This window comes from Enterobacter sp. Lyrl_3 (genome assembly GCF_051948675.1).
Classification (GTDB): Bacteria; Pseudomonadota; Gammaproteobacteria; order Enterobacterales; family Enterobacteriaceae; genus Enterobacter; species Enterobacter cloacae.
Map to the genome: position 1 here is coordinate 625,081 of NZ_JAYJLI010000001.1, position 19,148 is coordinate 644,228.

The following is a 19,148-nucleotide window of genomic DNA, read 5'->3' on the forward strand; positions in this document are numbered from 1 at the left end:
ACATCAAAGCTTATCCAGCAGCTTCTTCACGTCCTTCCCGTTTTGGGTATCTTTATTGCGATCCGCCCAGTCGTTCAACCGACGTTTGGCTTCATCCTGCAGATGCTTGCGCAGGATCTGATCCACCTGCAGGCTGTAGTTCAGCGACTGCCATTGGCCATATACGCTCAGCGGTACCGGCGTCTCTTTCAGGAAGTCGATCAGCTTACCTTCACCCTGCCAGCCGGACAGCACCTGAACGTTGAAGTGGGTATCTGCCGTCTCTTTTACCAGATCGAGCTTGCCCTCGCCGGTTAATGACAACAGTGAGGAGGTCCCCTGCATGCCGTTCAGAGAGAGCTGCCCATTGTCGAGCGTCAGGTCACTGCTAAAGCTGTCGAGACGCGTGGCGCTGTCGTAATTTTCCTGCGCTTTAACTTCGCTGCTACGCTCCACCGCCTGCTGTACCAGCTGCTGGAAGTTGAGCCCTTCCATGCGGGCATCTTTCAGTTCAAGGTGAGCCTGCCCCTGCCAGTCGCGGCGGAAAGCATCAGCATCGATCTTAGTGCCCGAGAAATCCCCCGCCAGCGTCAGTTGACCCGTCATGGAGATGGGGTAGTCAAAGGCTTTCAGAATGGTGCCAATCTCAACGTTGTCGAGACGCGGCTGAAATTCCGCAGTCGAGGCCTCTTTACGCACATCCAGCGTGCCCGGCAGGGAAAGGTGCCCGGCGCCCATTTTGCCGCTCAGTTCGGAGATCACCAGCAAACCGTTCTGGTTGAACATCTGGCTGCTCACGTCGGTGAAATCGATACCGCGCCAGCGCAGGCTGTTGGCCTTCAGCAGAATGTCCGCCGTGAAGCCCCGCAGACCGTTATAGTCCGGCTGATCGAGATTAGACGAGATAACCGGACGCGTCTGTTTCCCCTGGTTTTGCCCGAGCTGCGCGGGATCGTTGTCCGTAGCGCTCGCCGGAGGCGGAGGAAGCAGGTTTTCCAGGTTGAGCTTGTCAAACTGCAGATTGAGCACCCATTTCGGCTTCGCCTCCAGAATGACGCTCGCCTGCCCTTTCAGGCTGCTGTCGTTCGCCTGCAGGTTGAGATTATTCATCTCAAGCTGTTTTAACTCTTCACGCCAGACGGCCTGCATCGTTCCCTGACCGGCAATCCCCTGGGCAGGGAGATCGGCTCCTGTCAGTTGCCAGTTCAGCTGCTGAATGTCGGCGGTAAGCTGGTGCGGATAATCCGACGCATTGACGCTGGCATTCAGAGACAAAGTGAGATCGCGCTGATCGCGGTTGACCCGTCCGCTAAACTCCAGCGAAGCAAGATGGTGCTCATCCTGCTCCATCTTGAGGTTGATATTCCGTACGGTGACCTGCTCATCGTCTTCATGCTGGAAAACCAGCACGCTATCGGCCACCTTCAGTTTGCCAATATCGAATGACCAGCCCGTATCTGACGGTTCATCAGGTAAGGTATTTTCCCGCGGCGCAACCGGCGCATCCGCGTTACGCACGGCTTCAGTTTGCTGGGTAAGCTGAATCACCGCGCCTTTTAACATCACCTGGTTGACCTGCAACTGGTGCGAAAAGAGCGGAACTAACGCCACATCAAGGCGCATGTTATCGGCAGACACCAGGGGCTGAGCAGCCCCTGGCGCGGTTAACGACATGCGGCCAGAGAGAATGCTGAGCTGGGGCCAGACGTGCCAGCGCAGCGGCCCATCCAGCTTCAGTTGATAACCACTGCGGGCTTCGACCTGCCGCACCATATAGGCGCGGAAATCATTCGGGTTAACCAGCAGAACCAACGCTGAAAGGCCAGCAACCAGCACCACCAGCAAAATCATCAGCGTTGTCAGAACTCTTCTCATGGCATCCTCAATGGACTAACGATCAGTCTTTATCAATACGGCTGGCAACCGCACCCTGCTGGTCGCGGTATTTTGCGTCCTGACGGCGGTTGTAAGGACGATCGGCCGGACCCGTCAGCGGTTCAAAGCTCAGCGCACCAATCATCATGCCCGGGCGCAGCGCCAGCGGCAGTTTACCGGCGTTGAAAAACTCCAGCACGATTCGGCCCGACCAGCCTGGATCGATACGGTGCGCGGTCACGTGTACCATCAACCCCAGACGCGCCAGAGAGGAACGGCCATCGAGCCAGCCCACCAGATCCGCGGGCAGCGTCACCGATTCAAAGGTCACCGCCAGCGCCAGCTCGCCCGGATGCAGATAAAAGGCCTCGCCTTCGTCGATAACGATTTCGTCACTCATCACGCGATCAAGCGCGGCGCTGACTTCATCCTTCGGCCCGCTAAGGTCGATGAACGGTGCGGTATGGCCGCTGAAGGTGCGGAATTTATTCCCCAGTCGCACATCAACGGTGACACCATTGATACGCTCCACGGGTGGACGTGGGGTAATAGACAGGCGGCCTTCATCCAGCCAGGCTTCTATATCGCGATCACAAAGACGCATGGCACTCTCTCCTTTCGTGCATCGTGCCCTGAGGATAACGACTCAGGGCAAAGCAGGTTATCTCTGAACGGTACACAATTCGCGCGGCTTATTCAAAAAACTGGCTGATTTTCGCTTTTAAGATATCAATGGCAATGCGGTTTTTGCCTCCGCGCGGCACGATAATATCGGCGTATTGTTTGGATGGTTCAATAAATTGCAGGAACATTGGGCGAACGGTTTTCTGGTACTGCGCCATGACGGAGTCCATTGAACGGCCACGTTCGTTCACGTCACGCTTGATGCGGCGCATCAGGCAGATGTCCAGCGGGGTATCAACAAAGATGGAGAAGTTCATTGACTCGCGCAGACGCGCGTCGGTCAGAAGCAGGATGCCTTCAAGGATAATCACCTTCTTTGGCTCAATGCGAATCGTTTCCTGCGTGCGGGTATGTTCCACGTAACTATAAACAGGCAGTTCAATCGCCTGGCCGCTCTTGAGCGCTTCTAAATGCTGGAACAGCAAGCTGTGATCCATGGCATTAGGATGGTCATAGTTCGTTTTTACGCGCTCTTCCATCGACAGATGGGATTGGTCTTTGTAATAGCTGTCTTCGGGAATGACGCCGATGTGCTCATCACCAACTTGTTCACGCAGTTCGCGGTATAGCGTACTGGCAATAAGACTTTTACCTGAAGCCGATGCGCCGGCAATGCCTATAATGACGCACTGATGAGACTTATCAGTCATAAATTTAGCGACCTGATTAACCTGGATGTTAAGGAAGGACGACGCCGGAGCGTCAAACGCGGCAATTATAGGGATTTCACGGGCGTGATACCAGTCGAAAGCGCAGGTTATGCGAGACAGGCTGAAAAGTGACGTTATGTTCCCTGAGTGAAATTTTTACGCGCGTTTTTTCAGCGTTTAACAGGATTTTTTTAAACACTAACTATTTAATAAATCTATGATGTCAAATTATGAGCAGTCGCCATATGAATTGTAAATTGTTTGTACTAGCATAAACCAAATTAGCACATTCACTCGTCCGGACCTTCACTCCCGACGGCATGGCGTCTCTGGATAAAGCGGTAATGAATAAACAACACCAGCGGGTTTTGGTTACCACCCCACATCCTCTTATGCGACTTGTCTGTCTGGGCCTGGTCACCTTTATCTTTACCCTTTTTTCGCTGGAGTTGACCCGCTTCGGCGCGCTGCTGGCTCCGCTCTGGTTTCCCACCGCCATTATGATGGTGGCGTTTTATCGCCACGCCGGAAAAATGTGGCCCGGTATTGCCCTGGCCTGTTCGTTTGGCAATATTCTGGCCTCGTGGATGCTCTTCTCCTGGTCGTCGATTAATCCGACCTATACCGCCATTAACGTGGTGGAAGCGGTAGTTGGTGCGTTATTACTGCGCAAACTGCTCCCCTGGTACAACCCGCTGCAGAATCTGAATGACTGGATCCGCCTGGCCATCGGCAGCGCGCTGATCCCCCCGCTGGTGGGCGGTGTGCTGGTGCATTTACTGATACCCAGCCCGGAGCCGCTGCGTAATTTCCTCGTGTGGGTCTTGTCTGAAGCGGTTGGCGCACTGGCCCTGGTGCCATTAGGGTTACTGTTTAAGCCGCACTATCTCCTGCGCCATCGAGACCCGAAGCTGCTGCTGGAAACGCTGGTAACCATGGCCGTGACGCTGGTCCTTAGCTGGGCGGCCATCGTCTGGCTGCCGTGGCCTTTTACCTGCGTCATTGTTCTGCTGATGTGGAGCGCTGTGCGCCTGCCGCGCATGGAAGCCTTTATGGTGTTTCTGGTCACCGTGATGGTGGTTTCGCTGATGATTGCCCATAACCCGGAGGCACTGACCACGCAGCACACCGGCGCGATGCTGAATGCCCCCTGGCTGCCGTTCCTGATGCTGCTTCTGCCAGCCAACGTCATGACCATGGTGATGTATGCCTTTCGCGCAGAGCGAAAACACATCACTGAAAGTGAAGAGCGTTTTCGTAATGCGATGGAGTATTCCGCCATTGGCATGGCGCTGGTCAGCATTGACGGTCAGTGGCTGCAGGCCAATAAAGCGCTGTGTAACTTTCTCGGCTACAGCCAGACGGAGCTGCAGTCGCTCACCTTCCAGCAGCTAACCTGGCCGGAAGATCTGCACACCGATCTCGAACAGCTTGAACAACTGGTCAACGGGGATATCAACACCTACACCCTTGAGAAACGCTACTACACCCGCAGCGGCGAAGTGGTCTGGGCGCTGCTTGCGGTCTCGGTTGTACGTCATGCCGACGGTTCACCGCTCTATTTCATTGCCCAGATTGAAGATATTAACGATCTGAAGCAGACCGAATGGGTCAATAAACGGCTGATGGAGCGCATTACCCTTGCCAATGAAGCGGGCGGCATTGGCATCTGGGAGTGGGATCTTGAGCCGGACATCATCAGCTGGGATAAGCGGATGTTTGAGCTGTATGAAATCCCGCCGCATATCAAACCTACGTGGCAGCTCTGGCACGATACGATGCTGCCTGAAGATCGCGCCCATGCGGAAAAAGTGCTTCGGGAATCACTCATTTCACGGCTGCCGTTTAAGCTTGAATTCCGTATTCGCGTGAAAGAGGGGGTACGCCATATTCGCTCCCTGGCGAACCGGGTCCTGAACAAACAGGGGGAAGTCGAACGCTTGCTCGGTATCAATATGGACATGACCGAAGTGAAGCAGCTCAATGAGGCCCTGTTCCAGGAAAAAGAGCGTTTGCACATTACCCTCGACTCCATCGGCGAAGCAGTGCTGTGTACCGATGTCGACATGAATGTCACCTTTATGAACCCGGTCGCCGAGAAAATGAGCGGCTGGCTGCAAACCGAGGCCATCGGCCAGCCGGTGCTGAAGGTTCTGCATATCACCTTCGGCGAAAAAGGGCCGCTGATGGAGAATATTCACAGCGGCGATATGTCCCGTTCAGATATCGAGCAGGATGTGGTGCTGAACTGCCGTACCGGCGGCGTTTTTGATATCCATTACAGCATCACCCCGCTCAGCACGCTGGACGGGCAGAATATCGGCTCGGTGCTGGTTATTCAGGACGTCACCGAATCGCGCAAAATGCTGCGTCAGCTCAGTTATAGCGCTTCTCACGATGCCCTCACCCATCTGGCAAACCGGGTCAGTTTCGAAAATCACCTCAAGCGGCTGCTGCAAACCGTGCAGGAGACGCGCCAGCGACATGCGCTGGTGTTTATCGATCTCGATCGCTTCAAAGCCGTCAACGATACCGCAGGCCACGCGGCGGGCGACGCCCTGTTGCGGGAGCTTGCGTCCTTGATGCTGACCATGCTGCGCTCCAGCGACGTGCTGGCGCGTCTGGGCGGGGATGAATTCGGGCTGCTGCTGCCGGACTGCAATATTGAAAGTGCCCGCTATATTGCGGGTCGGCTGGTCCATACCATCAACGACTATCACTTTATGTGGGAGGGCCGCCTGCACCGGATCGGCGCCAGCGCGGGGATCACGCTGATTGATGAAAATAATCATCAGGCCTCGGAAGTCATGTCCCAGGCCGACATTGCCTGCTACGCCTCGAAAAACAACGGTCGCGGCGTGGTGACGGTGTACGAGCCGCAGCAGGAGCGGGCACACAGCGCGCGCAGCATGATGTCGCTTGATGAACAGTGGCATATGATCAAAGACAACCATCTGATGATGATCGCCCGCAGCGTGGCCTCCCCGCGCATCCCGGAAAGCTGCAACTTCTGGCTGATTTCGCTGCGCCTGTGGACCAGCCAGGGAGAAGTGCAGGAAGAGCACGCCTTCCGTTCCGGCCTGGCGGAGCCTGAACTTTTACATGCGCTGGACCGCCGTATATTTAGCGAATTCTTCCGCGCGTATGCCGCTCCGGTTGCCAAAAAAGGCCTCGGGGTCGCCCTTCCCCTGTCCGCCGCGGGTTTAGCCAGCACCACGCTGATCGACGAATTACTCGACCTGCTGGATAAAGGGCCTTTACCGGGCCGTCTGCTGCATCTGGTCATCGCGATCGACGTTGTGGCAAACCCGGATCCAAACGTCCAGACGGGGCTACAAAAGCTCCGCCACGTTGGCTGCCGCGTGGTGCTCAGCCAGGCGGGACGCAACATGGATCTTTTTAGCCACCTTGGTGCCAACGTGGCTGATTATCTGATGCTGGACGCCGAAGTGGTGACCAATGTGCACGGCAACCTGATGGATGAGATGATGGTTACCATTATTCAGGGCCATGCCCAGCGTCTGGGGATGCGTACCATCGCCGGTCCGTGTAACCAACCCATCATGATGGATACGCTCTCCGGCATCGGCGTTGATTTTATTTTCGGTGACACCATCGGTGAGCCGCAGCCGCTGGATCTACTGCTGAACACCAGCTATTTCGCCATCAACTGATGGCGTCCAGCCGTCGGTATACCAGATGTGCAAAAGGGCGTAAGAGCGCCACGGCTGCCAGCGCTGGGCGTAGCGGCAAATTTGCGCAGGCGTCATGCCAGCAAAGCGTTGCTTAATCAGGTAGTCATCCGGCAGGAACACATCTTTCGCCTGCCAGCCGCGCAGGGCAAGGTAATTTGCTGTCCAGCGCCCTATCCCCGGCCGCTGCTGTAAGGCTTTCATCCCGGCCTCAATATCCGCAGGCGGGAACAGCGGAAACGTGCCGTCGACCACGGAGCGGGCCAGATGAATCAACGACTCCGCCCGTTTGACCGGCATGCCGAGGGCCTTCAGCGCCAGCGGATCCACCGCAGCCAGCACCTCAGGTGTGGGAAAGCACAGATAGCCCGGCGCATCTTTTACCGGTTCGCCGCACAGGGCTACCACCCGTGAGGCCAGCTTCGCCGCCATCGCCACGCTGACCAGTTGCCCCAGGATCGCTCTCACGCCCTGCTCGTAGGCATCCATCGCCCCCGGTAAGCGCAACCCTGGTCGCGCAGCGCCCAGGTCGCCCAGCGCCTGCTGAATTTGCTGCGGATCGCAGGCAAGATCGAACAGACCTGCGATGCGTTCAAGACAGGTCTGCGCAACCGGGATTAACCCCGGGCTGAGCGTGACGTTGAGCGTGTGGGTGTTCAGATCCGGGGTGACGCGAAAGATCCCCTGGTGTCGCTGGCAGGTGAAACTGCGCTCGTAGTAGCGTTCGGTAACCGTCTCGATCCCCTCCACCGCACGCGCGCCAAGAAAGCCAAACATCCATTGCCAGTCATAAGGGGGTTGCCAGGTCAGGGTATACATTGTCACTCCTTTTTTGTTCACCTCAGCATAAACCGAAAGGCCTTGTTTCGCCTTGCTTTCATATTCCTGTTGTCGCCGGTCGGGCATTCCGCTAAAGTCTCGCCCCTTCTCACTGGCATGGGGATTAATCGTGTTTATTGGATTCGACTACGGTACGGCGAACTGTTCGGTTGCGATTATGCAAAACGGACAACCATTGCTCCTGAAAATGGAAAACGAGAGTACGCTGCTGCCGTCAATGCTCTGCGCACCAACCCGCGAAGCGGTCAGCGAATGGCTGTTCCGCCACCATCAGGTTCCGACCACGGCGGCGGAATCACAAGCGTTGCTGCGCCGGGCCGTCAGTTTTAACCGCGAAGAAGATATCGACGTCACACCGTCGAGCGTCCAGTTCGGCCTCTCGTCGCTCGGACACTACATTGACGACCCGGAAGAGGTCTACTTCGTTAAATCGCCAAAATCGTTTCTCGGCGCCAGCGGGCTGAAGCCGCAGCAGGTGGCGATGTTTGAAGATCTGGTCTGTGCCATGATGCTGCACATTCGCAATCAGGCGCAAACCCAGGTACCGGAGGCGATCGATCAGGCGGTAATTGGCCGTCCGATCAACTTCCAGGGGCTGGGTGGCGACGAGGCTAACCAGCAGGCGCAGGGGATCCTTGAGCGTGCCGCGCACCGCGCGGGCTTTCGCGACGTGGTATTCCAGTATGAGCCGGTGGCGGCGGGGCTGGATTTTGAAGCCACGCTGACAGAAGAGAAGCGCGTGCTGGTCGTCGACATCGGCGGGGGCACCACCGACTGCTCGCTGCTGCTGATGGGGCCGCAGTGGCATAACCGTCGTGACCGCGAAAACAGCCTGCTGGGGCACAGCGGCTGCCGCGTGGGCGGTAACGATCTGGATATCGCGCTCGCCTTTAAGAGCCTGATGCCACTGCTGGGCATGGGTGGGCAAACGGAAAAAGGGATCGCTCTGCCGATCCTGCCCTGGTGGAACGCTATCGCCATCAACGACGTCCCCGCGCAGAGCGATTTTTACAGCAGCGCGAATGGCCGCTTCCTGAACGATATGGTGCGTGATGCCCGGGAGGCCGACAAGGTCGCCCTGCTCTACAAAGTCTGGCGTCAGCGTCTGAGTTATCGCGTGGTGCGTACTGCCGAAGAGAGCAAAATCGCCCTCTCCGATCGCCCGGAGCACGCGGTTTCCTTGCCGTTTATCAGTGAAGATCTGGCAACCGCCATTTCTCAGGAAGGACTGGAAACCGCGCTCGCCCAGCCGCTGCAGCGCATTCTGGAACAGGTGCAACTGGCGCTGGAGAACGGCAAAGAGAAGCCGGACGTGATTTACCTGACCGGCGGTAGCGCCCGTTCGCCGCTGATCAAGAAAGCGCTGGCAAAACAGCTGCCGGGCATTCCAATTGCCGGCGGCGATGACTTTCGCTCCGTCACGGCGGGGCTGGCGCGCTGGGCGCAGGTGATGTTTAGTTAAATACACAAACTGAGGCCCCTCGATCATCTCGTGGGGCCTCAGTATCGGTATCTATAGTGAGCGACAACGCTCCACTTGCATTGGGTCTGAATTTAGTCTTTTTCTCCTCCATGCAGACCCTATTGCTGCGGAGCCATACTGCTGCATATAGCGATGAAATTCAGCCAGTGCCATAGGTGGCATGAAATAATACCCCTGCAGGAAATCAACCTTATGGGCGATAAGCCATTCGCGTTGACAGGCATACTCCACGCCCTCTGCAACAGTACGTAACCCCAGAATGCCAGCCAGATTAATGATCGATTCCAGCATCGGCAGCGTCTGATCTTCTGCATGGATCCCTTTGATAAAGATCTTATCAATCTTAATCACGTCCAGCTCGAGTTCATTCAGACAACACAGATTCGCGTATCCCGTTCCAAAATCATCCAGAGCAAAGAGGACACCCCGGTTACGTAACGAACGGATTAACTCTTTTATTGCAGGCGTGACTACCAGTGTCTGGTTTTCAGTAATCTCAATCATCAATTTTATTGGCAGTGATTCCGTTAATTCCAAAAAATTGAGACATTCCCAATAGAAAACAGGGTTACTCAAATTTGAGGGGCTCACGTTAAACGCCACAAAAAAAGACTGTCCCTGCCAGGTAATATCGTGATTTAAATGACTCGCGACCTTATTCATCAGATAACTTGTCAGATCGTTTATTTGACCACTAATTTCCGCCAGCGGGATGAACTCACGTTGAGAAATGGCATAGTTGTGGCCTGAAGGCCACCGCGCCAGCACCTCAACGCCACACAGCTCTCCTTTACTTCCGACGATGGGTTGAAAATAAGGCACAATCTCATCATTTTTCAAAGCCAGAGTTAATCTATTAGCTTCGTTGCTATCAAATATACCCTCTGTCATTGTTTGGCTTTTCTTGTTGTCATGTGCACCCCATCGTTCTGCCAAAAATCCATTTCTGGAAAGATAAATTATCGTCTCATTAAAGTTATCAAAACTCAGGCGATGAGTTATTTTATCTCGATAACGATAGAGCGATTTTGGCGTTAAAGAATTTGCCTTGCAAAATTCTTCAAGCCCCATTTTAGTGAAAGAGGCGTAAATCATCTCTTGTTCAAAATCACTTAAATGAAATCTATCAACGTAGCCCAATGTTGACGGAGCGCCCCCCTGCACATTTGACATCAATTTAGTTTTTAGAACAGAAATAAGGCTATTGCAGCTTACTTTAGCGTTAACAGACTCACTATTTTCACAGCCTCGATTGATACATTTACTGTCACTCATCGTGAGAACAATACTGTTAACATAGATAAACTGGCTGCTATTTCTTTGCAGCCATTTTTGTATTATACAAAATGGCACTCTGTTATCAATGATTAACAAACAGCTGTTGTACTGTGGCATTAAAATGTCTGAATCAGAAACAAACGTTCCAGAATCAACGAGTACCAGATTAGGCAGAAATGACCTTATTCCTGAGAAAAGATAAATGTCGTAACTGAGCAGAAAGACCTTTTTCGTGTTCATAATTATCACCGTAAAAGTTTAATTGAAAATCGCTTCCTTCTATCGTACAGAGAGAAAGATTATATTTGCTTTGGTTTTCGCAAAACATCCAATGCCCGGTAGACAATATCCGCCTTAATAAAACAAGAACAAGAAATGGTTAATCTTAATGGTCCCTCCCTCCGTCAAGATCATATTTTTTCCACAATGATAAGAATATTTCCGCAGCAGATACAGAAATTTTCCTTATCCTAATACAGTACAAATTAATGCACTTACATTCAGAACCAGACAAAATAAAATAAGAACAAAAAGAAAAATTACAGAATTAATGTCTGTGAAACTCACAAGATGAAGATAATCACGCCAAAGAGAAGTCCTCATTGTCACGTTACTTTGCTCGACAGACCATCAGCGTGCGCCGTAGATCCCTGACCCCATAAACGTTATCGGTGATATGTATGATCTTGTAATAAAAGAGTTGTTGCTTAGACATGAGCAGGTTGGTTATTTCATCAGGCAAGTCATCGTTATCATTTTTTACCACCGCAATGCGTTGCGTACGCAAATAACCATCACTGTCTTCTCTAAGGAAGCTTAACGTAGTGGAGCGATTAATAGCATAATGTTTGCCGTTAACATCCAGCACCCCAACTTGTGAGAAAGCACCTTCCTCTGCAGACGAAATCCTCAAAACTAACAAAACCTCACCTTCAATGCTCACCCCCTCTTTTTGAGTATGGAGAAAAACATGGCTTTTAGCCGTACACACAAAAGCCGATGGAATACGAGGGCAATTAAGCAAAAAAATAAATATCACCATGACCGCAGCGAACATACTAATAAAGATAATTTTCGCATTCATGCACCGTTCCTTTTTGCTCCATTTTACACACGCTATAGAAATACTCTTTCAGTTTATTACCTGCCGATAAGTTATTGTCATCATAAAATATGATGACTTTATCTCTTCCTTCACAAATGGAACTGTGTTTTTGCCAATTTGGTGAATTCAAAAATCGGGATAACTTCACTGATGAATTATCATCTGTGGTGTAAAAATCACACGAGCCGGATTTCAATATATGTACAACCCCATCGTTATTGCGAAACATTAATATGAGAAAAAAAACCATAACTGCACAGACAATAAAAGTGAAAACACACCATAGGATAAGCTGCGGCCACCGTCTATACTGAAAAGCCTTATCAACAATATCTAACTGGGTGGTCGTTATTCTTTTACTCTTGATATCATCATTCACGCTGCTGACCCGGGCCTGAAAAAGGAACCCTTCGCGCGGGATCGTGACGATTATATTGTTCAAGCCTAACGATGAAAAAGCTTTGCGCAATATGCTCACGCTTTTATTAAGGCTATGCCCTGAGGGTATCATTCCATGTTTTCCCCAGACCTCTTCGATGATCAGTTCCCGGTTTACTTGCTTATAGTTATTATCAATAAAAAGTTCCAGTAACCTTGAGGTTGGTGCTGAGAGGATAATCCTTTCACCTTGCACACTTAATACCCTCTGCTCTGAATCGTATAAAACCTGACCGTTAATTATTTTTTTCATCCAGATAAACTCTTATTTTTATCTTTGACGAGATTCACATACGATACAGAATATATTCACACCAGATAGTTAGCAATACAAGAATAGTTTGTTCCAATTTTATGAGGCATGTGTAAAACATCCACTACCAACAGGGATATACTTTTGCAAAGCCACTATAAATTTTTTATTTTGTGCTTTCAGTTCGGGGCTTCGGTACGTTTCTCCCGGTAGAATATAGCGAATGGTCGCTTCATCATCGGTCGAATTGCACCCCTTTTGAACAATGATTTTAAAAAAGGTATTTCCTGTATTTTCAAGAACCCCTTTCTGCTCATCCAGCATATAATGCAAATTCATTTTTCGTGGCCGAACAACCAGAATGGTTTCCAGTGCGATAGCTGGTATCGCTTCGCTCTTTTTACCCCTGTTGCGCTCCGGGAAAAGGGTGATGGGCATTTCAGTAAACTGCACACGGTAGTAGCGCTCCTTGTCATCCTGCGGACCACGATAGAAAATCTTGAAAAACTCTCCTGCATCCGGTGCCAGAGAGAAATTAAGCGGTGCAAACAGTAATTCGCCCTCTTCGATAGCCTGGCGACGCTCCCCGCCAGACCCGGGCTTATCAATTTTCACCGCCGAAATGCTGTAAATATTCTGCTTGTGGCTGTCATTAAAAACACGTTTGCTGATAAAGGATTTATCCGCCGCCATGTCAAAAATGGTTGAATCAAGATACAAGGCGCGTGCGGGCAGGCTAAATAACGCCAGGAGAGCCAAACCAGTAACGATCATAGCCACACGCCATCCGGTCATTTTGTCACCCCTACCCAGTTCGCCATGACTTTTATCTCCCCACTGGCGCTGACCACGCCTTCCCAGTCAGAACCTGATACCGTTAAAGCAGAGCGAGAATCGTCCATCGGAAAGAGCAGTGATAAACGGGTATTGAAGTAACTCCCGTCATCAGTGTTGTTGGCGTCCCAGGGCGTTTGTTGCCACAGAGCATCATTCAGGCTTATGGCCGCTTCACCACAGCTATTTCTTGCCTGAGTCACACTACCTGACTGGTTGTTATACTCAAGATAGGCCGGTATCGGTACACTTACTCCACCTTGTGCGGACGTAAACAGGCAGTACGGCGTGTCATTTAACGTTGTGCTATCGCCAATAACTTGCGCGGTAATGCTGTCAGCCTGGCGAGGGCCTGAAACAGTAACGGTATAATCCATTCTTATTGGCGTATCCTCGCCAATAGTGCCGCTACCGCTAGCAGACGTTGTATTATTAGATGAAATAATACTTATCCCATACTCCTTAGGTACGATATTAAGCTGTAACGAAGGCGTGAACTGGTAATAACCTGACTCAGGTGTTAGAGCATTAGTAAACGCAAAGGTAAACGGCTGGCTATTCGTAATACTGACGCCCGCATTGACCAGATTTTTGAGAAATGTCTGCGACAAAAAGAGGTACACATATTCACCGCTGGTGGTGAACACGTTGTAATACGCCGTCGATGCACTGAAGTTATACCATGTGGAGCCATTACCGGAATACCGCACGGTGGCCGCTGCAGGGGTAAATCCAAGCGCTGTTGAATCCACATACGCCCTGAACGTCAATGATGCCGTCAGGTTAGCTGTCTGCTGAAGATTATAGCTGACCATTTTGCAGATAACACCGCTCACGTTACTGACGACGCCCAACTCACAGGCACCTGAATCATTGGTAATACTCGGCGTGCCGTCGCTGGCGATCCACAGTTCCTGGAAGGCGCTGGTCGATTCCAGTGCCAGATGGCCGCGTTTGGTTAACGTGTAGTTTACGTAGTTCCAGCGTCCTGAGGACTGATCTTTGCAGCGCTCGCCTGCCGCGTAATCATAATTGACCGAGGTATAACAGCGATTGAAAACATATGTTTCGCTACTTCCGGTGGCCATATTGCGGAAATATTCGTAGGCAGAGTCACTCAGGGAGGCAAACCCATATGCCCCGCCGACCACACCGGCGACAGACCCGACCTGAGCATGGTAGAAACCGTTGCTGTCCGTTCCCTGACCCGTAATATACCCTGTCGTTGGGCACTGCGTTCCACTGTAGCAACGAATACCGCTAAACGGTCCATCGATTGGGGAATTATCAATCCACATATCCTGATAGTTATTCGCCGGTGCCAGCCAACCTACGTAGCCTAAATAGCCTAGACTTACCTGGGAAGTTCCATATTTCACCCAGGTATTCGACCCGCTGAAACGTGGATCAAGCGAGGAAGGAGTAATAAAGTACTCACCATCAATGGCATTTTCGATAAACATAAAATTATTACTGACAGATCCGGAGGATGTCGCCGTCAACGCTTTCGCTGTAAAGGGTGTTAAGGCACCGACAATGAGTAAAGGAATAATAATATTTGCACTTTTTTTCATAGAATTACCTCTGCGCCATTGTCGATTGCAGTGCACATTTAACATCACCCACCCACGCGGCCCCCCTGGCTTTATCCAGATCCAAATCGGCTTCACAGATACTTCCATTAGCTGATACCAGGGTAATGATGGGATACTTTTTATCGATATCGATCGCAAACTCACCTTTCCCGTCAGTCCGAGTTTTGCCTATGTGATTATGGATATCTGTGTTCGCCGCCAGTTGCCCATCGGGATAGCGGACGCGACCAAATACGGTCACCATACTTTTCACTTCCGGTGCAACAACGCTCACATTCCCTGGATACAAGTTCATCGCGTGTTTGCGTCCGGAAACAATATCGAAGCTGTCTTCGGAGTTCCGGTCGTTCATAATTTCCAGTTTGTATTGCGCATACGGTGGGAGCGCAATAAAGGTCGATTTACCGCTCAACAGGTAATTGCGGTTATTGACTTTTGCTGCCAGTTTTCCATCGCCTGCCAGACCCGTTTTAACAATGATCCCCGAGCGTTGTCGCTCATTACTCAGACCAACATCACCGCCAGCCCAGGCTATTGCCCCGAGAGAAGAGAAGTTCATGTTAGTCGAGTTATCTGCTGAACGAGTGATAGAGACCGTCCCGGCGTTATATTGGGTGCTGTAACTGACATTGCCATTGACGGAATAATCGTTGCCGTAATTCTGCTCTCCGCTCAGGCGCGTCGAGGCAGAAACGCCTGCTGAGGTGATTGGGCCATCTTTAAACTGTTTACGAGCGCTGATATTGCCCTGCGTCGCACCGTAACGATCGCGCGATGCGCCCACACTTAACCAGGAGGCCAGTGGTAACGAGAAGTCCAGGCTGACATAACGCTCCTGACGACCGTCATCATTCGTGTTGTTATAGAAGTAGCGCTGTACACCCGCCCGCAGACCGACAGTGGCATACCGTCCGGCATAAAGTGTTGTGCTGTAATCTATATTGCGATACTTATTGCCTGAATAGCGGTTTTCCGTCTGGCTTAGCGTTAGCGATCCTCCGTGTGGAATAACGCTTCCCAGGTTGATCGTGCCGCCAATGGAGTAGTTATCACGTTCTTGCACCGGCAAACGGTCACCAATTTTGCTGTCTTCCCGAGAGGCCCACACTGAGCCAAATCCACCGGGTGCGCTGACATTCACATTGCTGACATTTCGCCAGGTTCCATCATTTGCCAGCATCGTTTGCGCACCCACACTCACGTATTCGTTCACATTTAACGTGATATCAGTTTCGTTAACCGCATTGGAATCAAAACCGTAAAGCGTTGACTTCATATTCAGGCCGGAAAGCACCGCCAGCGTCAGAGAAGCCGCGCCCCCTCCAATCCAGCTCTGTTCACTGCCTAAGTCACGGTAATGATTGCGCTTATAACTGACGCGATCGTAATCAAGCGAACCGCCAAAGACCTGCCATGAGATCTCATGCAGCCCCGCCGCCTGCTGGCGTGAGAAGATTTTATTTACGCGACTCATGCGGGTATTGACCGTGCGCCCATTGACGACAATATCCACCGTAACGTCGTACACCCCGTAAGGGAAACGGCTGGTGTCAATTTCGTAGCTGCCCATGTTAAAGTTCTGAACGCTCAGCAGGCGTCCGTCACGAAATACATGCACCTCCCCTGCTGCCGGTAAAAAGACCGTAATCGGGGTCAGCGAAAGGGAGGTATTTTCGACAACGGTGCTGCCTTTATTTCCGTAGCTTGCACCGTAGATTTTTCCGCCGTTTAAGGCGTTAAGACTGGCAATAGACTGGACATTCCAGGTATCAAGCATTCCTAATGCCAGGCGATAACCTTCGTAATCGCGCTCGTACATCGCCCGATAAACGTTGCTGGAACCATTACTTTCACCAATACCATATACCGAACCATTAATATTAAAATGGTGCTCACGAAGTGACGTTGTATTATCCAGCGTTAAATAGCTGCGGGAACTGTTGCCGTTTTGATAATCATTGTAATAGGTACCAAAACTGTAATTGAGCACGTTAGTTAACCGGTCAACGCTTGACGGACCTAACAAGGAGCTGCGCGCCACAACAGCCTCGGTCAACGCGTCCCTGCTGACGATCATCTCCAGGTGGAACGATGAAATGTTCAGTTGAAGACGTGCTTCAGGCGTAAGGGCAATAGCGGTGTTGTCCTTAAATTTCACATTGCCTATTTTTTCTACCATCTCGCGCGTTTTATCCGCCAGCACAGCATTGTTTGGCAAGTCAGAAACCATTATCGATTTGACTGTAATATTCCCGTCAACCAATGAGATCACCGCATCAGCAATTTTTTGCTGGCTTTTTTCGTCCGTCTCTTGATACCGAATAAACACCGGAACTGTCATCCCTTGCTCCAGAGAGCGCGCAAAAGTACCAGGAATGACATAATGACCAATTTTAACGGGGGCGGAATGAACGGCCCCTGGTGTTAACGCTAAAGAGAGAAATACACTCCCTCCAATAAAATATTTAAATGACATATGCATCCTTACACTTCAGCATTTTATTATTGGCACCGGTAATGGCGTCGTGCATTACTTCACTGTAATAAATTGCTTGCCATGCCAAATGCCAATACGAGTGCGGCTATTTGATACATCGCTTTTTTGAAGCCTTATTTTGGTTCCAGGCATAACGTAATAGCGTTCCCGGCATCCCCGCCCCTGGTCCTGAGCGGGATCCTTACACACGCCATAGGCAATCACGCGGAAAGAGACATTGCCTGTGTTGATGATTAAATCGTCCTGACGACTGTAGTTGAAGCGCTCATTACGCGGAGCTACAACTAAAATAGTCCCAATTTCCGCTGAAGCCGTTGCCGTCGCGGCTTTGCCCGCTTTCGTTGCTGCGCTTTCGCTCACAGGTTCATCAATCCATTGCAGGCGATAATAGCGTTCTTTATCATCCTCTGGCCCTTTATAGAAAAAGCGGAAAACCTCTTTCGCGTCGCCTGGAAGAATAAGGCTGGCGGGTGTAGACAGTAATTCGCCTGGATTAATGCTTATTTCGGTGCCATCAGGCAACGGTGATGAGAGTCGTTTCACCGTAACGCTGACATAGCGTGCGGAATTCGTCGTGTTGATAATTTCTTTCGATAATGAACTCTGCTCGGAAGTCATTATCGACGTGATATCACCCACATTAATTGCCCAACTGGAAAAAGACGTAGCGATCCCCGCCAATATGGCAAAGGGTAAATATTTATTCATCAGTACATTCCTAAGAAATTCGGGAGAAAAATCTCCCGAATTTTTTCATTCATTACGCAGGCGTGGTCCAGGTCGCGTTGAACTGTACTTTCACATCGCCTGTCCAGTAGCCATCAGGCAAAGCAGAATAGTCAGTGACAGCTGTTGAACCATCAGACGTCGCAGAGGCGATAGAGAACTTAAAGCTGGACTGATCGCTCACGCGTTCAGCACCGTTATAAGCACCGTCAGCCATCAGACTTTCCAGACCAGAAGTTGATGAGGCATTAACCAGAACGGTTTCAGCGGAACTGGAAAGTGCATTACCGTTCCAGGCAACACCGACATCCAGAGTAGATGCATCGCCGCTTGCATTGGTTAGGGTATTGCTAATGACCTGTGCAGTCAGTTCAAAGTCGGTTGCACTTTCCTGTCCCTGGATCGTAATGTCAAAAGCACCATCCTGAGTATTAAAAGCATTCAGACCTTCCGCATACTGGAATGTCAGGGAGTTCAGCGGAGTAACAACCAGCATGCTAGTTGTATCTTTTGTTGCTGTAGCATCCCATGACGCAGTGGCAGATGCAGTAACATCAGCCATTGCATTTGCTGCTGCGAAAACAGAAACCAGAGAGGCCACCAGTAATAATTTTTTCATTTTCTTCTCCTAAGAACAAACGCGCAACCTGGCACTTTTCATAATAAGTAACCGGGAAGCTCCATTTAATTGCGAGCGAGAATTGCCGCGCCGAAAAATTATGTTCCGAGATATTGTTAACAGCAACAGCATGAAATTATCAAATCCTCAACATCATTAGGAATTTTCTTGTCTGGAAGATAAGTAAATGCCTACAGATTGGAATTTAAAACCATAAAAATTCACAATTAAGTTTTTAAATCTAAAAAATAATAAAATTAAAGAATTTGCATCCATTCTTGCTTTTTGATGCAAATCAAAATTAAAAAAAGATTCAAAGGATTAAAAAACATTTCAAATCAATAAACTATGAAAACCCTAAGAAAAGAAAAAACTTGTTAAAAAAATGCTACAAAAACAACCCATTTTAGTAAAAAATGAAATATTCCTAACGCAAATAAATAAATCAAGGAAAATTCTTATACGCAACCTAAAAGTAATAACGCACGAGAAATTCATTATTTTCGTGGTTATTTATAAAAATAAGAATATTCCGCGAATAATATAAAAATCCTGGTATTCGAATGATACGGTTTATTTCGCGCATTTATCACAACGTGT

At 50.4% G+C, this 19,148-nt stretch carries 14 protein-coding genes; 2 read left to right on the plus strand and 12 right to left on the minus strand.

The annotated features are described in order from the left end of the window. Positions 1-3: 3 nt before the first annotated feature. The 3 genes from asmA to udk all read right to left on the minus strand — a co-directional run bounded on the left by asmA (position 4) and on the right by udk (position 3,188). A complete protein-coding gene (gene asmA, locus VF709_RS03250; protein ID WP_029881803.1) occupies positions 4-1,854 on the minus strand; it encodes an outer membrane assembly protein AsmA in 1,851 nt (616 codons plus the stop codon). A 22-nt stretch (positions 1,855-1,876) separates the two neighbouring features. Further along, positions 1,877-2,458: a dCTP deaminase gene (dcd, locus tag VF709_RS03255; RefSeq protein WP_013097886.1), complete on the minus strand. Its 582-nt coding sequence runs from the start codon at positions 2,456-2,458 to the stop codon at positions 1,877-1,879. Positions 2,459-2,546: 88 nt separating this feature from the next. Further along, a complete protein-coding gene (gene udk / locus VF709_RS03260; RefSeq protein WP_008500855.1) occupies positions 2,547-3,188 on the minus strand; it encodes a uridine kinase in 642 nt (213 codons plus the stop codon). Between the two features lie 344 nt (positions 3,189-3,532). Between udk and VF709_RS03265 the strand changes: the two genes are divergently transcribed. Further along, positions 3,533-6,862, plus strand: a complete 3,330-nt coding sequence (locus VF709_RS03265) for a diguanylate cyclase (RefSeq protein ID WP_149896222.1) — start codon at positions 3,533-3,535, stop codon at positions 6,860-6,862. Here the strand turns inward: VF709_RS03265 and alkA are convergent. Beyond that, on the minus strand, positions 6,827-7,699 hold the full coding sequence (gene alkA, locus VF709_RS03270; protein WP_047351627.1) for a DNA-3-methyladenine glycosylase 2: 873 nt from the start codon (positions 7,697-7,699) through the stop codon (positions 6,827-6,829). The genes VF709_RS03265 and alkA overlap by 36 nt on opposite strands. 130 nt (positions 7,700-7,829) lie before the next feature. On the opposite strand from alkA, the gene yegD reads away from it, so the two are divergent. Beyond that, entirely contained in the window at positions 7,830-9,182 is a 1,353-nt protein-coding gene (gene yegD / locus VF709_RS03275) for a molecular chaperone (protein WP_149896221.1), read from the plus strand. Between the two features lie 51 nt (positions 9,183-9,233). Here yegD and VF709_RS03280 read toward each other — a convergent pair whose 3' ends face one another. The 8 genes from VF709_RS03280 to ecpA form a co-directional block, all read right to left on the minus strand. Then, entirely contained in the window at positions 9,234-10,721 is a 1,488-nt protein-coding gene (locus tag VF709_RS03280; RefSeq protein WP_440230880.1) for an EAL domain-containing protein, read from the minus strand. Positions 10,722-11,091: 370 nt separating this feature from the next. After that, a complete protein-coding gene (locus VF709_RS03285; protein ID WP_149896219.1) occupies positions 11,092-11,565 on the minus strand; it encodes a hypothetical protein in 474 nt (157 codons plus the stop codon). Next, positions 11,540-12,277 carry a winged helix-turn-helix domain-containing protein gene (locus tag VF709_RS03290; protein WP_149896218.1) on the minus strand — a complete coding sequence of 246 codons (738 nt, stop codon included), beginning with the start codon at positions 12,275-12,277 and terminating at the stop codon, positions 11,540-11,542. The genes VF709_RS03285 and VF709_RS03290 overlap by 26 nt, the downstream gene beginning before the upstream one ends. Before the next feature lie 99 nt (positions 12,278-12,376). Beyond that, positions 12,377-13,051, minus strand: a complete 675-nt coding sequence (locus tag VF709_RS03295; RefSeq protein ID WP_114518901.1) for a molecular chaperone — start codon at positions 13,049-13,051, stop codon at positions 12,377-12,379. A 17-nt stretch (positions 13,052-13,068) separates the two neighbouring features. Further along, positions 13,069-14,685 (minus strand): hypothetical protein, encoded by a 1,617-nt coding sequence (locus VF709_RS03300; RefSeq protein ID WP_023622609.1) that lies wholly within the window; start codon positions 14,683-14,685, stop codon positions 13,069-13,071. Positions 14,686-14,689: 4 nt separating this feature from the next. Then, entirely contained in the window at positions 14,690-17,182 is a 2,493-nt protein-coding gene (locus VF709_RS03305; RefSeq protein ID WP_149896217.1) for a TcfC E-set like domain-containing protein, read from the minus strand. Positions 17,183-17,236: 54 nt separating this feature from the next. Beyond that, on the minus strand, positions 17,237-17,911 hold the full coding sequence (locus VF709_RS03310; RefSeq protein WP_149896216.1) for a hypothetical protein: 675 nt from the start codon (positions 17,909-17,911) through the stop codon (positions 17,237-17,239). A 52-nt stretch (positions 17,912-17,963) separates the two neighbouring features. Then, positions 17,964-18,548, minus strand: a complete 585-nt coding sequence (gene ecpA, locus VF709_RS03315) for a common pilus major fimbrillin subunit EcpA (RefSeq protein ID WP_013097898.1) — start codon at positions 18,546-18,548, stop codon at positions 17,964-17,966. Positions 18,549-19,148: the final 600 nt, after the last annotated feature.

What these genes read in the sequence shown, in the direction of transcription:
- asmA (WP_029881803.1), bottom strand. Translation starts at nt 1,854, where the DNA reads ATGAGAAGAGTTCTGACAACGCTGATGATTTTGCTGGTGGTGCTGGTT.
- dcd (WP_013097886.1), bottom strand. Translation starts at nt 2,458, where the DNA reads ATGCGTCTTTGTGATCGCGATATAGAAGCCTGGCTGGATGAAGGCCGC.
- udk (WP_008500855.1), bottom strand. Translation starts at nt 3,188, where the DNA reads ATGACTGATAAGTCTCATCAGTGCGTCATTATAGGCATTGCCGGCGCA.
- VF709_RS03265 (WP_149896222.1), top strand. Translation starts at nt 3,533, where the DNA reads ATGAATAAACAACACCAGCGGGTTTTGGTTACCACCCCACATCCTCTT.
- alkA (WP_047351627.1), bottom strand. Translation starts at nt 7,699, where the DNA reads ATGTATACCCTGACCTGGCAACCCCCTTATGACTGGCAATGGATGTTT.
- VF709_RS03280 (WP_440230880.1), bottom strand. Translation starts at nt 10,721, where the DNA reads ATGAACACGAAAAAGGTCTTTCTGCTCAGTTACGACATTTATCTTTTC.
- VF709_RS03285 (WP_149896219.1), bottom strand. Translation starts at nt 11,565, where the DNA reads ATGAATGCGAAAATTATCTTTATTAGTATGTTCGCTGCGGTCATGGTG.
- VF709_RS03290 (WP_149896218.1), bottom strand. Translation starts at nt 12,277, where the DNA reads ATGAAAAAAATAATTAACGGTCAGGTTTTATACGATTCAGAGCAGAGG.
- VF709_RS03295 (WP_114518901.1), bottom strand. Translation starts at nt 13,051, where the DNA reads ATGATCGTTACTGGTTTGGCTCTCCTGGCGTTATTTAGCCTGCCCGCA.
- VF709_RS03300 (WP_023622609.1), bottom strand. Translation starts at nt 14,685, where the DNA reads ATGAAAAAAAGTGCAAATATTATTATTCCTTTACTCATTGTCGGTGCC.
- VF709_RS03305 (WP_149896217.1), bottom strand. Translation starts at nt 17,182, where the DNA reads ATGTCATTTAAATATTTTATTGGAGGGAGTGTATTTCTCTCTTTAGCG.
- VF709_RS03310 (WP_149896216.1), bottom strand. Translation starts at nt 17,911, where the DNA reads ATGAATAAATATTTACCCTTTGCCATATTGGCGGGGATCGCTACGTCT.
- ecpA (WP_013097898.1), bottom strand. Translation starts at nt 18,548, where the DNA reads ATGAAAAAATTATTACTGGTGGCCTCTCTGGTTTCTGTTTTCGCAGCA.